The sequence below is a fragment of the Kocuria aegyptia genome (assembly GCF_039530085.1).
Lineage (GTDB): Bacteria > Actinomycetota > Actinomycetes > Actinomycetales > Micrococcaceae > Kocuria > Kocuria aegyptia.
Window position 1 is genome coordinate 1 of the sequence record NZ_BAAAOA010000030.1, and the last position, 14203, is coordinate 14203.

Annotated in this window: 14 protein-coding genes; 5 read left to right on the forward strand and 9 right to left on the reverse strand. The window is 74.2% G+C overall.

The window, feature by feature from the left end; all coding sequences use genetic code 11:
- Positions 1-161: 161 nt before the first annotated feature.
- Both ABD220_RS12660 and ABD220_RS12665 read right to left on the reverse strand, forming a co-directional pair.
- A complete protein-coding gene (locus ABD220_RS12660; RefSeq protein WP_344123119.1) occupies positions 162-950 on the reverse strand; it encodes a phosphatase in 789 nt (262 codons plus the stop codon).
- Entirely contained in the window at positions 947-2239 is a 1293-nt protein-coding gene (locus tag ABD220_RS12665) for a glycosyltransferase (protein WP_344123121.1), read from the reverse strand. Before ABD220_RS12665 ends, ABD220_RS12660 begins: the two co-directional genes overlap by 4 nt.
- A 95-nt stretch (positions 2240-2334) precedes the next feature.
- Here ABD220_RS12665 and alr point away from each other — a divergent pair, with 95 nt between their 5' ends.
- Genes alr through tsaD form a run of 5 tightly spaced genes read left to right on the forward strand, consistent with a single transcriptional unit; the run spans position 2335 to position 6487 of the window.
- Positions 2335-3585: an alanine racemase gene (gene alr, locus ABD220_RS12670; RefSeq protein WP_425552559.1), complete on the forward strand. Its 1251-nt coding sequence runs from the start codon at positions 2335-2337 to the stop codon at positions 3583-3585.
- On the forward strand, positions 3582-4163 hold the full coding sequence (tsaE, locus tag ABD220_RS12675; protein WP_344123125.1) for a tRNA (adenosine(37)-N6)-threonylcarbamoyltransferase complex ATPase subunit type 1 TsaE: 582 nt from the start codon (positions 3582-3584) through the stop codon (positions 4161-4163). Before alr ends, tsaE begins: the two co-directional genes overlap by 4 nt.
- Positions 4164-4203: 40 nt before the next feature.
- Complete coding sequence (tsaB, locus tag ABD220_RS12680; protein ID WP_344123127.1) at positions 4204-4881, forward strand: tRNA (adenosine(37)-N6)-threonylcarbamoyltransferase complex dimerization subunit type 1 TsaB; 678 nt, start codon at positions 4204-4206, stop codon at positions 4879-4881.
- The gene (rimI, locus tag ABD220_RS12685; protein WP_344123129.1) at positions 4878-5393 is read left to right on the forward strand and encodes a ribosomal protein S18-alanine N-acetyltransferase; all 516 of its coding nucleotides are present in this window, start codon (positions 4878-4880) and stop codon (positions 5391-5393) included. Before tsaB ends, rimI begins: the two co-directional genes overlap by 4 nt.
- On the forward strand, positions 5390-6487 hold the full coding sequence (tsaD, locus tag ABD220_RS12690; RefSeq protein ID WP_344123131.1) for a tRNA (adenosine(37)-N6)-threonylcarbamoyltransferase complex transferase subunit TsaD: 1098 nt from the start codon (positions 5390-5392) through the stop codon (positions 6485-6487). The genes rimI and tsaD overlap by 4 nt, the downstream gene beginning before the upstream one ends.
- A 15-nt stretch (positions 6488-6502) precedes the next feature.
- On the opposite strand, the gene ABD220_RS12695 is transcribed toward tsaD, so the two are convergent.
- From ABD220_RS12695 to ABD220_RS12725, 7 genes are all read right to left on the reverse strand, one after another.
- Positions 6503-7498 carry a 2-hydroxyacid dehydrogenase gene (locus ABD220_RS12695; RefSeq protein ID WP_344123133.1) on the reverse strand — a complete coding sequence of 332 codons (996 nt, stop codon included), beginning with the start codon at positions 7496-7498 and terminating at the stop codon, positions 6503-6505.
- Between the two features lie 58 nt (positions 7499-7556).
- Positions 7557-8702 (reverse strand): glutamate--cysteine ligase, encoded by a 1146-nt coding sequence (locus ABD220_RS12700; protein WP_344123135.1) that lies wholly within the window; start codon positions 8700-8702, stop codon positions 7557-7559.
- 70 nt (positions 8703-8772) lie between these two features.
- Positions 8773-10044 (reverse strand): class I SAM-dependent methyltransferase, encoded by a 1272-nt coding sequence (locus ABD220_RS12705; protein WP_344123137.1) that lies wholly within the window; start codon positions 10042-10044, stop codon positions 8773-8775.
- A 52-nt stretch (positions 10045-10096) separates the two neighbouring features.
- The gene (locus ABD220_RS12710; RefSeq protein WP_344123139.1) at positions 10097-10852 is read right to left on the reverse strand and encodes an iron ABC transporter ATP-binding protein; all 756 of its coding nucleotides are present in this window, start codon (positions 10850-10852) and stop codon (positions 10097-10099) included.
- Complete coding sequence (locus tag ABD220_RS12715; RefSeq protein ID WP_344123141.1) at positions 10849-11916, reverse strand: iron chelate uptake ABC transporter family permease subunit; 1068 nt, start codon at positions 11914-11916, stop codon at positions 10849-10851. Before ABD220_RS12715 ends, ABD220_RS12710 begins: the two co-directional genes overlap by 4 nt.
- Positions 11909-12895 (reverse strand): ABC transporter permease, encoded by a 987-nt coding sequence (locus ABD220_RS12720; RefSeq protein ID WP_344123142.1) that lies wholly within the window; start codon positions 12893-12895, stop codon positions 11909-11911. The genes ABD220_RS12715 and ABD220_RS12720 overlap by 8 nt, the downstream gene beginning before the upstream one ends.
- A gap of 90 nt (positions 12896-12985) precedes the next feature.
- A complete protein-coding gene (locus tag ABD220_RS12725; protein ID WP_344123144.1) occupies positions 12986-13981 on the reverse strand; it encodes a siderophore ABC transporter substrate-binding protein in 996 nt (331 codons plus the stop codon).
- Positions 13982-14203: the final 222 nt, after the last annotated feature.

Sequence of the window (14203 nt, forward strand, 5' to 3'; positions counted from 1 at the left end):
AGCCCGACGACGTGGCGCGGGCGAACCTGGAGGCCTTCATCCGCGGCGACCGCGAACGCTGAGCCCGTCCCACCCGGCACAGGGCCCCGTGCACCGTCCCCGGTGCGGGGGCCCTGTGCCGTTCCCGGTGCGGGGCCCCGTGCACCGGGAACCGCCCTCGGTCAGACGAAGTCCGCCAGGCCGGCGCGGTCCAGCACGAACGCCGTGAGGGGCTCGTAGACGCGCGGCGGCAGGTTGTCGTCGAGCGGCACGGCGACCTCGATCTGCCCCTGCGCCTCTGCGACGAACACGCCCGGGTCGTTGCAGTCCGCGACCGCGATGGTCCGCAGCCCCCGGGTGCCGGCCGCCCCGGCGAGGCCGTGGTCGGCGACCACGAGGTCGGGCGGGTTCTGCCCGTCGCGGCGCAGCTTCTCCAGGGTCAGGGTCATGGGTCCGGGGAAGTGGGTGTGCCGCAGTCCGCCGTGCTGCTCGACCATCACGACGCTCTCGATCTGCCGGACGTCGCCGTCCTCGAAGGGGAAGCCGTCCGGGACCCGCACCACGTGCGCGCCGGCGCGGCGGGACACCCTGGCCAGCTGCGCGTAGACCGGGAACAGGCCGGCGGGGTGGCCGGTGGCGAAGAGCACGCGGCCGCCGGCGGCGACCACTTCGCCGAGGACCCGCGCGTAGCGCTCCAGCCCGGCGACGGCCCGCTCCGCGGAGATCGTGTCCTGGCCCTCGGTGTGCGCCCGGTCGGGGGAGATGCCGACGCGGTCCCGCATGAGGGCGAACACGTCGTCGAAGCTCCACTCCCGAGTGCGTACCACGCCCATGTGCTGGTGCTGGTCGCCGTCGAGGAAGCCCTGGATGTTGCGCAGGTTGGCCTCCCGGGAGGTGGCGACGGCACCGGTGATGCGGTGCTGGTCGAGATGGCGGGCGAGCTCTGCGGGGGAGAGGGGGAAAGTCGTCACCGTTCGAGTGTATTCAGGCGCCGCCCGCTACCGTCGCGTACCCCCGCCCGGGCGCGCACCCGGGCGTAGACCACGGCCGTGGCCAGGGCCGTGCGGTCCCAGGAGTGGCCCTCGGCGCGACGGGCGGCCGCCCGGCCCATGCCCTCCAGGGCGGCCGGGTCACCGGCGAGCTCGACGAAAGCCCGTGCCCACGAGCCGGGATCGCGGTCGGGGACGAGCCGGCCGGTGAGCCCGTCGAGCACCGCGGTGCGCAGCCCGTCCACGTCCGTGGCGAGCACCGGCGTGCCGCAGGCCTGGGCCTCCAGCGCCACGAGGCCGAACGTCTCGGACGAGGACGGGACGGCCACGACGTCGGCCTGGCGCATCCGGGCGGCGAGCTGCGGGGCGGGCAGGGCCGGTCCGAAGCGCACGACGTCCTCCAGGCCCAGCTCCCGCACGCGCTCCCGCAGCGCGGCCGTGAAGCCGCGGGTGCCGACCCCCACGACGTCCAGCTCCACGGGAAGGCCGGGGTCGGTCTCCCGGATCCGCGCGAGCGCGTCGACGAGCACGTGGGGGCCCTTGAGCGCCTGCAGGCGCCCGGCGAACAGGATCCGCAGCGGGCGGCCCGGTGAGCCGGGGGGCGGCGAGCCGGCGCGGCGGGCCTCACCGGGGGCGGCGTCCGGGGAGAACGCGGAGAGGTCGACACCGGGGCTGATCACGGTCAGGCGTGCCGGGTCGGCGTCGTAGAGCTCGATCATCTGCAGCGCCTCGGTCGGGGTGTTCACCACCGTGGCCTCGGCCCGTGCGATCAGCTCGGCCTCGGCCTCGGCACGGGAGGCCGGCTCGAGCCCCTCCCCGGTCCGGGTCCGCAGGTTCTTGCCGAGCGCCGTGGTGTGCAGGGTCAGGACGAGCGGGACGCCCCAGCGGTCCGCGAGCTCCCGGCCCGCCGCGCCGGAGAGCCAGTAGTGGGCGTGCACGGTGTCGGGCCGGTCGGCCTCCGCGCGGAGCACGTCGGCGAAGGCCGCGGTGAACCCGGGCAGGTCCTCCTTGCTCGCCCCGGCGGCACCGGGCAGCGACACGGTGAGCAGCCTCAGCCCCTCGCGGATCCGGGCGCTGCGCACACCGGCGACGGCCGGGGCGCCGGGACCCCGGTCGAGGGTCGCCATGTCCACCGTGTGGCCGGCGTCCACGAGGGCCTCGGCGAGGTGGCGCACGTAGACGTTCATCCCGCCCGCATCCCCCGACCCCGGTTGCTCGAGGGGAGAGGTGTGCAGGCTGATCAGCAGGACGTGGCGGGGCGCGGCAGACACGGCTCAACTGTAGCCTCCGGCAGCCGGGCCCCGGGCGTCCGCGTCCGGGGCCCGCCGCCCGCCCCGGCACCGGCCCGGGCGGGCCCGGTGCCACAATGGGACCCGTGAACCGTGCTGACCCCGTCCCGGCCGCCCCGCCCGGCGGCGCCTTCCCTCCTCCGCCTCGGCTGGAGCGCAGCGCCGTGGTCGACCTCGCCGCCGTCCGCGCCAACGTGCGCCGGCTCCGGGCCCTCGCCGCCCCCGCCCGGCTGATGGCCGTGGTCAAGGCCGACGCCTACGGCCACGGTGCCGTGCCGGTGGCCCGTGCGGTCCTCGAGGCCGGCGCGGACGCCCTGGGCGTCGCCCACGTCGGCGAGGCCCTCGCGCTGCGGGCCGCGGGGATCGGGGCGCCCGTCCTCGCGTGGCTGCACACCGTGGACACGGACTTCCCGGCGGCGCTCGCCGCCGACGTCGAACTGGGCGTCAGCGGCTGGGAGCTCGCCCCGATCACCGAGGCGGCCCGCGCACTGGGCGCCACCGCCCGGATCCACCTGAAGATCGACACCGGCCTGGGCCGCAACGGCGCGCCGGCGGCCCTCTGGCCCGCGCTCGTGCGGGCCGCCGCGCAGGCCGAGGCCGAGGGGCTCGTGCGGGTCGTCGGCGTCTTCACCCACCTGGCCGTCGCCGACGAGCCCGCCCGGCCCGAGACCCGGGAGCAGCTCGAGCGCTTCCGCGCGGCCGTGGCCACCGCCAGGGCCGCCGGGCTCCGGCCCGGCCTGCGGCACGCGGCGAACTCGCCCGGCCTCCTGAGCGCCGCCGGGCTCGAGCGACCCGAGGACATGCTCCTGGACATGGTCCGGGTCGGGGTCAGCCTCTACGGGCTCTCCCCGTTCGCGGACCGCACCCCGGAGCAGCTCGGCCTCGTGCCGGCCATGACGCTGCGGAGCACGGTCAGCGCGGTCAAGGACGTCCCGGCGGGACAGGGCGTCTCCTACGGGCTGAGCTACGTCACCGACCGTCCCACCACCCTGGCGCTCGTCCCGCTCGGCTACGCGGACGGCGTCCCGCGCTCCGGCACCGGCGGACCGGTGCGGATCCAGGGCCGCACCTATCCGGAGGTCGGCCGGGTCGCGATGGACCAGATCGTGGTGGACCTCGGCGCCCCGGGACGCTCCGCCCCCGAGCACGGGCTGCTCGGGGCGGAGGCCGTGCTCTTCGGGGCGGGGGAGAACCCCTCGGCGAGCGCGTGGGCGGAGGCCGCCGGCACCATCAACTACGAGATCGTGACCCGCGTCTCGCCCCGCGTGCCCCGGGTGCACCTGCACGCCACGGAGGAGCGGGCCGGCGCGGAGAAGGAGAAGCCATGAGCGAGTGGACGCGGACCGTGACCGTGGACGGGCCCGGGCGGACCCAGGCCCTGGCCGAGCGGCTGGGTGAACAGCTGCGCGCCGGGGACCTGCTGGTCCTCACCGGCGAGCTCGGCGCGGGCAAGACCACGTTCACCCAGGGCCTGGGGCGGGGCCTGGGCGTGCGCGCCGGGATCATCTCGCCCACGTTCGTGCTGGTGCGCCGCCACCCCAACGTCCCGGACGGGCCCCGGCCCGGCGGCCCGGACCTCGTGCACGTCGACGCCTACCGGCTGGGCTCCGCGGCGGAGGTCGACGACATCGACCTGGAGGACACGGCGGACACGGCCGTCACCGTGGTCGAGTGGGGGGCCGGGAAGGTCGAGCACCTGGCCGGGTCCCGCCTCGAGATCGTCCTGGAGCGCGCCGTGGGCGCCGATCCCCTCGGCCCCGGCGCGCCGCCCGGGCCCGGCAGGCGGGCGGCGGACCCGGAGAGCACGGGCCGGGACGAGGGCGAGGACGAGGACGACGAACCCCGACGCATCACCCTCACCGGGATCGGCCCGCGCTGGGCGGGGGGCCCGCCGCTGCTCGACTGAGCCGAGCGGCGCCCCCGGGGGCGGGCACTACACTGGTCGGGTGCTCCTCCTGTGCCTGGACTCCTCCGCCGTCGCCTCCGCCGCCCTCGTGACCGGGGCGGGCGAGGTCCTCGGCTCCTTCGCGAGCCCGGACACCCGCTCCCACGCCGAGGTCCTGGCCCCCGCGGTCCGTGACCTGCTGGCCGGCCACGGCGTCACCGGCGGCGACCTCGGCGGGGTCCTCGTCGGCACCGGCCCCGGGCCCTTCACCGGCCTGCGCGCGGGGATCGCCACGGCACGGGCGCTCGCCTTCGCGTGGGACGTGCCGCTGCACGGTCTCATGAGCCTCGAGGCCCTCGCGCAGGACGCCGCCGGGCACGCCCGGGCGGCCGGGCACGAGGAGTTCCTCGTGCTCACCGACGCCCGGCGCCAGGAGGTCTACTGGGCCCGGTTCGCCGTGGCCGAGGACGGCCCGCGGCCGGCCGGAGGACCCGGTGTGGCCGCCGCCGGGCAGCTGCCGGCGCTGCCCGCCTACGGCCGCGGGGCGGGGATCTACGCGGACCGGCTGGCCCGCCCCGTGCCCGAGTTCACCGAGGCGCAACCCACGGCGTCGTCCCTGGGCCTCGCCGCCGCGCGCCGCACGGCCCGCGGGGAGCAGCTGTCCCCGGACACGACCCCGCTGTACCTGCGCGAGTCCGACGCGAAGGTCCCCGGCCCCCGGAAGCGGGCCGGCGGATGAGCCCCGATCCCGGCTCCTGGACGCTGCGGCCGATGGTGCCGGCGGACGTCCCGGCGGTGCACGCGCTCGAACGGCGGCTCTTCCCCGTCGACGCCTGGCCGCTGGAGATGTTCACCGCCGAGCTGGCCCAGCCCGTGTGCTGGTACTGGGTGGCGGAACAGGACGGCGAGATCATCGGCTACGCGGGGCTGATGTGCCTCCGCCCCGTGGGCGACGTGCAGACCATCGCGGTGGTCCCCGAGCACGAGGGCCGCGGGATCGGCTCCGCCCTGCTGCGCACCCTGCACGCGCAGGCCCGCGAGCTCGGGGCCACCGAGGTGCTGCTCGAGGTCCGCGCCGACAACCCGCGCGCCCAGCGGCTCTACCGCCGCTTCGGCTACGAGCAGATCCACACCCGCCCCCGCTACTACCGGGACGGCGCCGACGCGCTGATCATGCGCCTCGACCTCACCGCACCCGGAGCACCCCACGAGCCCGGCGCCCCGACCACCCCCACGAAGGAGACCCCATGACCGACGGACCCCTCGTGCTGGGCATCGAGTCCTCGTGCGACGAGACCGGCGTGGGGATCGTCCGCGGACGCACCCTGCTCGCCAACGTGGTGTCCTCCTCGATGGACGAGCACGTGCGCTTCGGCGGCGTGATCCCCGAGATCGCCTCCCGCGCCCACCTCGACGCGATCGTCCCCGCCCTGCGCGAGGCCCTGGACCGGGCGGGCGTGGCCCTGGAGGACCTCGACGCCCTCGCCGTGACCTCCGGGCCCGGCCTGGCCGGGGCGCTCATGGTGGGCACGGCCGCCGCGAAGGCCCTCGCCGTGGCCACCGGCAAGCCCCTCTACGCGATCAACCACCTCGTGGCACACGTCAGCGTGGGCCTGCTCGAGGACTCCGGGGTCGAGGGCTTCCAGGGCGCCTTCGGCGACGGCCTGCCCCGCGACCTCGGGGCGCTGCTGGTCTCCGGCGGGCACACCGAGATCCTCGCCGTGGAGGACCTCAGCCGGGACGTGCGACTGCTCGGGGCCACGATCGACGACGCGGCCGGCGAGGCCTACGACAAGGTCGCCCGCGTCCTCGGCCTCGACTACCCCGGGGGACCCGCCATCGACGCCGCCGCCCGGGGCGGGGACCCCACCGCCTTCCGGCTGCCCCGCGGGCTGAGCGCGGGCAAGTACATGGGCTCCGCCCAGCAGCCCGGCCCGCACCGCTACGACTTCTCCTTCTCCGGGCTCAAGACCGCCGTGGCCCGTGTCGTCGAGGGCTTCGAGGCGCGGGGCGAACCGGTGCCGGTCGCCGACGTCGCGGCGTCCTTCCAGGAGTCGGTGGCCGACGTGGTCACCCGCAAGGCCGTGCTCGCGTGCACCGAGCAGGGGCTCGGGACGCTGCTGCTCGGCGGGGGAGTGGCCGCGAACTCCCGGCTGCGCGAGCTCACCGCCGAGCGCTGCGCCGCGCACGGGATCGAGCTGGTGATCCCCCGGCTGCCGCTGTGCACGGACAACGGGGCCATGGTCGCGGCGCTCGCCGCCCGGGTCGTGGCGGAGGGCCGTGCGCCTTCCGGGCTGGACTTCGCCGCAGACTCCTCCCTGCCGGTCACCACCGTGTCCGTCTGAGCCGCCCGGCGCGGCTCAGGCCACGGGGGTCACCAGCGTGCCGTCGGCGAGGTAGCTGCGGAGGTTGCGCAGGGCGAGCTCGGCCATCTCTCGCCGGGTCTCCACCGTCGCGCTGCCCACGTGCGGGAGGAGCACCACGGTGTCGAGCTCGCGCAGGGCGGCCGGCACCCGGGGCTCGTCGGCGAAGACGTCCAGGCCGGCCCCGCCGAGCCGGCCCTCCTGCAGGGCCGCCACGAGCGCCGGCTCGTCGACGACGGAACCGCGGGCGACGTTGACGAGGAAGCCCTCCGGGCCGAGGGCGGCCAGCACCCCCGCGTCGACCGTCCCGGCGGAGTCGGGGCCGCCGGGGACGGCGACCACGAGCACCTCGACGGCCGCCGCCAGCTCCGCCGCGGACCCGTGGTAGGCGTACCCGCTGCCGGTGGCCGGGCGCCGGTTGTGGTAGTGGATCTCACAGCCGAGCGCCTCCAGGCGGGTGGCGACCGCCCGGCCGATGCGCCCGAGGCCGAGGACGCCCACCCGCCGGCCGGACGCGTGCCGGCTCAGCGGGAAGTTGCCCGCGCTCTCCCACAGCCCGTCACGGACGTACCGATCGGCGGCGGAGAACCGGCGCAGGACGTCCAGGTAGAGGGCCAGCGCGGTGTCGGCCACGGCATCCGTCAGGACGTCGGGGGTGTTGCTCATGACGATGCCGCGCGCGGCGGCCTCGGCGGCGTCCGTGCCGTCGTAGCCGACGCCGAAGTGGACGACGGCCTCGAGCCGGGGCAGCCGCCGCATCAGGTCGGTGCCCACGCCGGTGCGCCCGGAGCCGACCGCCACCCGGACCTGCTCGGCGTGCCGGGCCAGGAAGCGGTCCTGCTCGGCGGGGTCCTCGGGCAGGCGCAGGGCGGAGAACTCGGACGCCAGCGCCTCCTCCAGCACCGGGTGCAGGGGGCCGAGCTGGAGCACCCCGGGCTCCGGCGGGGCGGGGTGGGCGGAGGAGTGCGGGTCGGTGCCGGTCGTGTTCGTCATGCCTGCAACCTAGGGACGAACGGCTCCCGCGTCCAGCGCGGCGTGCCGGACCGGCCGGTCAGTCGTTCTCGCGGGTGCGGCGGACGATGTCGAGGGCGACCGCGTGCAGGTCCCCGTCGTGGGCCCGGGCCACGGCACGCTGGCGCTGGTAGCCGGCGCCCTCCTGCAGGATCCGCTCCACGTCGGCGAGCTCCCGCGAGCAGCCCAGCTGCGCCGCCACGGGCTCGAGCCGGTCGAGCAGCGCGGTCAGGTCCTCGCGCAGGTCCCGCTCGATGTTGCGCGGGTCGGTGATGACCTCCGCGTCCAGGCCGTAGCGGGCGGCGCGCCACTTGTTCTCCTGGATGTGCCACGGCTTCAGGCGGGCGGGTGGCCGGCCCGCCTCCACGTCCCGGGAGATGGACTCGGCGAGGCACTGGGTGAGCGCCGTGAGCGCCCCGACCTCCCACAGGGTCGAGAGCCCGTCGCAGAAGCGCACCTCGTCGGTGCCCAGCCGGGGCACGGGGCGCACGTCCCAGCGGGCCTCGCTCATCTCCTCGATGATGCCCGTGGCGATCATGTCGGTGATGCACTGCTCGTACGCGTCCCAGGACGGGAAGTGGTACGGCAGCCCCGCCGTGGACAGCTGCTGGAAGATCATGGAGCGCTGGGACGCGTAGCCGGTGTCCTCGCCGGCCCAGAAGGGCGAGTTCGCGGACAGGGCCAGCAGGTGCGGGTAGTAGGTCAGCAGCCCGTCGAGCACCGGCAGGGCCTTGGCCCGCGAGTCGAGGCCCACGTGCACGTGCACCCCGTAGATGACCATCTGCCGGCCCCAGTACTGGGCGCGGTCCACGAGCTTGTGGTAGCGCTGCTTGTCGGTGACCTGCTGGTCCTGCCAGCGGGCGAAGGGGTGGGTGCCGGCGGCGAACACCTCGAGGCCCTGCGGGTCGGTGACCTTGCGGATCTCGTCCAGCATCGTGGACAGCTGCTCGGTGGAGTGGGCGACGTCCCGGCACACCCCGGTGACCAGTTCGACGGTGTTGAGCAGGAACTCCCCGGTCAGGTGCGGGTGGTCGCCGTCCGTGCCCCAGGCGGGGTGGGCCTCCAGGACCGCCTCGAACGTCTCCCGTCCGCGGGGGACGAGATCCCCCGTGGTGCCGTCCACGAGGGCGATCTCCCACTCGACGCCCAGCGTCGACTGGTGGGAGCGGGCGAACGAGATCTCCACGCGGCAGGTCCTCCGTGCTGTCGAGGGGCGGGCGCCCGGTCGGGGGCGGGCCGGCAGGCCCGCGGAGCCATCAGTCTACGGTTTCCACGACGATCACGACGCGCTGCTCCGCGGGGCCTGCGCCGCCCCGTCCCGGGCTCCCCGGGGCGGGGTCCGTGGCCGTCCGGGTGACCACGAGCGTGGCCCGCCCGGGGCCCTTCGGCGCGAGCCGCCGGCGCAGCTCCTCGGGAGTGACGTCCGTGCCGCGCTTCTTGATCTCGAGCGTGCCGACCTCGTGCTCCCGGACCCACCGCTTGAGCACCTTGACGGTGTGCGGCAGCACCTCCCGCACGCGGTAGGCGCGGGCCAGGGGGGTGCGCACGAGCTCGTCGGAGGTGAGGTAGGCGATCCTGGGGTGGATCAGCCGGGCGCCCAGCTGCCGGGCGAGGTCCGCCACGAGGCCCGCGCGGATCACCGCGCCGTCCGGTTCGTAGAGGTACGCGCCCACGGGCCCGACCACCGCGTCGGCGTGGGCGGGGTCGTGGTCCTCGGGGCTGGTGAGCTCCGCGGACCCGTGCTCGGAGAGCACGAGCGCCGCGCGCCGCACGCCGGGGCGGGCCACCGCGTTGAACCACAGCACGGCCTCGACCACGTCGCCCCGGTCGGACACCCACTGCGCCTCGCACCCGGCGGGGACCGCCTCGTGCGGGATGCCGGGCCCCAGCTTCACCCCGACGGGCAGGCCGCGCCCGGCCAGCGCCTCCACGAAGGACAGGGGCGGGGAGAACGCCTCGGGGTCGAAGATCCGCCGGGTGCCCGACGTCGACGTCGTGCGCCGGGCCGGGTCCAGCCACACCCCGTCCGGCGGCCCGGCGGGCAGGGCGGCGAGGTCCAGGGACTGCACGTCGGCGTGCAGGACCGTGACCTCCGGGAAGGGGAGGAGGTTGAGGGTGGCCACCGCGGCCGTGGTCTCGTCGAGCTCCACGGCGGTGACCCGGCGGTCGAGGGAGGCCAGCGCGAGCGCGTCCGCACCGATCCCGCAGCCGAGATCGGCCACGTGCTCGAGGCCCGCGGCGGCGAAGCGCCGCGCGTGCAGGGCGGCCACCCGCAGCCGGGTGGCCTGCTCGAGCCCGGCCCGGGTGAAGAGCATGCGGCCGGCGAAGTCCCCGAACTTCTCCCGCGCCCTGGCGCGGAGCCTCGCCTGGGTGAGCACCGCGGCGACGAGCTCGGCGTCGTGCCCCTCGGCCCGCAGGCGGGTCGCCGCGCCGAGGGGGTCGGTGGCGTCGTAGGGGCCGACGGCCTCGAGCAGCCGACTTCCCTCGGCCGTGAGCAGGGGTGCGATGTCGGTCGCCTCGTTCCGCATTCGTCCACCCTATCCGGGGCGGGACCGGCCGGCCGTGCCGGGGCCCTCCCGGTCAGTAGAACGCGGCGAGACGGCCTCTGGGCCCGTCGATGACCGTCACCGGCGTGTCGAAGACCCGGGTGAGGACCGTGTCGTCCATGATCTCGTGCGGTGCGCCGAACTCGGCGATCCGGCCGTCCTTGACGGCGCAGATCCGGTCCGCGTAGTGGCTGGCGAAGTTGATGTCGTGCAGCACGATGAGGATGGTGCGGCCCATCTCGTCGCACGCCCGCCGCAGGTGCTGCATCATCGACACGGCATGCCTCATGTCCAGGTTGTTGAGCGGCTCGTCCAGCAGCACGTGGTCGGTCTCCTGGGCGAGGACCATGGCGACGTACGCGCGCTGGCGCTGTCCGCCCGAGAGCTGGTCGAGATAGCGGTTCTCCAGCGGCCCCAGGCCCAGGAAGTCGATGTACCTGCCGATGACCTCGTCGTCCACGGTGGTGAGCCGGCCACGGCTGTGGGGGAAGCGCCCGAAGCCGACCAGCTGCCGCACCGTGAGCCGGGTGATGTAGTGGTTCTCCTGGCGCAGCACGGACACGATCCGGGCGAGGTCCTTGGACCGGGTGCCGGCCACGTCGTAGCCGGCGATGTCGATGCTGCCGTCGTCGAGGCCGAGCAGCCGCCCGATCATCGTGAGCAGCGTGGACTTGCCCGCCCCGTTGGGGCCCACCAGGGCGGTCATCCCGCCCGACGGGATCTCAAGGTCGACGGGCCCGATCGTGACCTCACCGCCGTAGTCCTTGCGCACGTTGGTCAGGGTGATCACAGGCGGCCCTTTCGGAGGATGACGTACAGGAAGACGGAGCCGCCGACGAGCTCGATGATGATCGAGACGACGCCCTGGGCGTAGAAGACGTGGTTCAGCACGAAGTAGGCGCCCGTGAGGACGAGGAAGCCGGTGAGGGCCGCCACGGGGAAGAGGTAGCGGTGGTCGTACGTGTCGGCGAACTGGTAGGCGAGCGTCGCCACCAGGAAGCCGAGGAACGTCATAGGGCCCACCAGTGCGGTGGAGACCGCGATGAGGACGGAGACGAAGAAGAGCGTGCGCATGATCTCCGCGCGGTGCCGCATGCCGAGGTTCAGGCTCACGTCCCGTCCGAGGGCGACCACGTTGAGCCGTGCGGAGCTCCACCAGAGGGCGCCGCCGGCCAGCAGGCACAAGGGGATGGCCACGGGGAGGTAGCCGGCCTGGGCGTTCGTCACGGAGCCGAACAGCCGGGCCGAGAGCACGTCGAACTCGCTGGGGGAGAGCAGGCGCTGCATGAAGGTCGAGACGGATCCGAGGCCCCCGCCGATGATGATGCCCACGAGCAGCATCACCTGCAGGTTCCCGTACCTGCCGGAGAGCAGCCAGCCGTAGAGCGCGAGGGACAGGGCCACCATGAGCGCGACCTGCAGGAGGAACTGCGGCACCCCCTGGAGGACCAGGATGCCCGCGGCGCCCAGGAAGTAGACCGTGGAGGTCTGGATCGCCACGTAGAGGGACTCGAAGCCCATGATCGACGGGGTGATGATGCGGTTGTTCGTGGCCGTCTGGAAGCTCACGGTCGCCATCGCCTGGCAGAAGGCCACGACCGCCATGATGACGACGCTGGTCACCCGGCGGTCAGCGATCCGCCAGAAGCCGTCCGAGCCGACCGGCATCGGGTTGTCCCAGGCCAGCAGCCCGAAGGCGAAGCCCGCCGACGCCAGGGCGAGCACGGTGACGACCGTCCAGTACCGCCGCCGCGCCCGCGGCGTGGGGAAGGCCCCGGCGCCGCCCCGCGGGGCGGAGGCCTTCGGGGTGGGGGCCGGGGTCGGCGCCGGTGTCGTGAGCACGGCCTCAGACACGTCGACGCTGCCTCAGGAGCAGGTGGACGAACACGACGGCCCCGACGATCCCGAGGATCACGGACACCGGGATCTCGAACGGCATGATGATGGTCCTCCCGATCAGGTCGCACACCGTCACGATCGCGATGCCGAGCAGGCACACCCACGGCAGGTTGCTGCGCAGGTCGTCGCCGCGGACCATCGAGACGATGTTGGGCACGATGAGGCCCAGGAACGGCAGGTTCCCGACGACCACGGTGACGACACCGGTGGCCACCGCGATCAGTCCGGTGCCGAGCAGGACGGTCCGGTGGTAGTCGAGTCCGACGTTTGTGGCGATGTCCTCACCGAGTCCGGCGACGGTGAGCCGGTCCGCCACGAGGAAGACCGCGACGCCGACCAGGAGGACGATCCACAGCACCTCGTACTGACCGCGCAGGACGGAGGTGAAGCTCCCGGCGAACCAGACGCCCAGGTTCTGCAGCATGTCCGTCTGCAGCGCCAGGAACGTCGAGACGGAGCCGACCACCGCGCCCAGCATGATCCCGACGATGGGGACGATGAGGGACGAGCGCAGCGAGACACGGCGCAGGAAGAGGAAGAAGACCATGGTCCCGATGAAGGCCGCGGTCACGGCACCGGCCATCCGGGTGAGGAGGGTCGCGGTGGGCACGAGGAGCGTGACGAGGAGCAGCCCGAGCCCGGCCCACTCCGTGGTGCCCGTCGTCGTGGGCTCCACGAAACGGTTCTGGGTGAGCAGCTGCATCACCAGCCCGGACATCGCCATGGCGGCGCCGGCGAGCACCAGGGCGATGGTGCGGGGGATCCGTGTGATGGCGAACATCTCACTGCCGTCGTCGGCGCCGAAGACGTCGTAGACCCCGGTGAGGAGGGAGACGGCCAGCAGCGCCACGACGCCGAGCACACCGAGGAGCAGCTTCCGGTCGAACAGCGAGCCCTTGCTCGACGTCGGGGGTCCCGACGAGATCGTCGTCATGGTTCAGCCTCTCCTTCGGCCTCGTGCGCGGCGCGCGACGGTGGCGGGACCCGCTGCGCAGGATCCCACCACCGTCGTCGGTCCGGCAGGTCAGTTCTGCTCGCCCATGGCGTCGGCCAGGGTGTTGAAGAACTCCGTGTAGGTCTGGATGCCCTCGTTGGTGTAGGTGTCCCGGGGCATGTAGACGACGTTGCCCTCCTGCACCGCGGTGACGTTGCGCAGCGCCTCGGCGTTCTCGATGACCTCCTGCGCCGGCGTGTACTCCGCGTCGTCGGGGGCGACCGCGGCGTCACGGTCCATCACGAGGATCCAGTCGGGGTTCGAGTCGGCGATCGCCTCGACCGAGATGTCGTCGCCCTGGTGGTCGTCACTGGCGCCCTCGATCTCCAGGGCCGGTGCGAAGTCGAAGATCTCGAACAGAGGACCCAGGGTCCGCCCCTGGCCCGGGGCCACATAGCCGATCTGACCGCCGGAGACGGTGACGGCCATGACCGTGTCGCCGGGCTGGTACCCGTCGACGACACGCTGCATCGCCTCGTCGAAGGCGCTGTTGAGCTCCTCCGCCTCCGCCGTCCGGCCGAAGACCTGGCCGAGGACGGAGGTCTGCCGCTTGAGCTCCTCGTCGAAGGGCCGGTCGTCCCGCGGGTCGAGCTCGACGATGGTGGCGTCCGGCACGAGGTCGGCGAAGTCCTCGCGATAGTCGGCGAAGCGCTGACCGTTGACGATGAGGTCGGGCTCCGCGGCGACGACGGCCTCGAGGTCGGGCTCGCGGTGGTTGCCGAGGTCGGTGACGGACTCGTCGTCTGCGTAGGCGATGGTGTCCGGCATGAGGGCGCGCGGGGCCGCCGCCAGTTCGATGCCCCAGTCGGCGAGGGTCTCGAAGGTGCGGTTGTCGGTGGCGACGACGGAGGCCGGCGGGACCTCGACCGTCTGCGTGCCGTAGTTGTCCTCGACCTCGACCGTGGCGGCGGCGGGGGCGGAGGACTCCGTGGAGCCCGGTTCGTCGCCCTGGGCCGTGCCGCAGGCGGTGAGGGCGAGGACGCCGGCGACGGCCAGGAGGGCGGCCGGGTGCTGGGTTCGGTTCATGGTCTTCCTTCGTGCAGGGGACGCCGGTGTGCTCCGGGCGGAGGACACCGGCGGGACCCGGTGGGCGCGACGAACCCGCACTCCGGTGTGCGGGGACGACGGGGAGGGCACCACTGCTCGGCCGAGGTAAGGGTTGCCTTACCGATCAACCTAGAGGCTCGGGCGGGCGTGAGGCAAATCATTGGCGAACACCGGCGTGCCCTAATTGGTTCAGCATGGTTC

Bases quoted from the DNA above. Each gene is read 5' to 3' on its own strand.
- ABD220_RS12705 (WP_344123137.1), bottom strand. From the start codon at position 10,044: ATGCGGAACGAGGCGACCGACATCGCACCCCTGCTCACGGCCGAGGGA.
- tsaE (WP_344123125.1), top strand. From the start codon at position 3,582: ATGAGCGAGTGGACGCGGACCGTGACCGTGGACGGGCCCGGGCGGACC.
- ABD220_RS12695 (WP_344123133.1), bottom strand. From the start codon at position 7,498: ATGACGAACACGACCGGCACCGACCCGCACTCCTCCGCCCACCCCGCC.
- tsaD (WP_344123131.1), top strand. From the start codon at position 5,390: ATGACCGACGGACCCCTCGTGCTGGGCATCGAGTCCTCGTGCGACGAG.
- ABD220_RS12725 (WP_344123144.1), bottom strand. From the start codon at position 13,981: ATGAACCGAACCCAGCACCCGGCCGCCCTCCTGGCCGTCGCCGGCGTC.
- alr (WP_425552559.1), top strand. From the start codon at position 2,335: ATGGGACCCGTGAACCGTGCTGACCCCGTCCCGGCCGCCCCGCCCGGC.
- ABD220_RS12720 (WP_344123142.1), bottom strand. From the start codon at position 12,895: ATGACGACGATCTCGTCGGGACCCCCGACGTCGAGCAAGGGCTCGCTG.
- rimI (WP_344123129.1), top strand. From the start codon at position 4,878: ATGAGCCCCGATCCCGGCTCCTGGACGCTGCGGCCGATGGTGCCGGCG.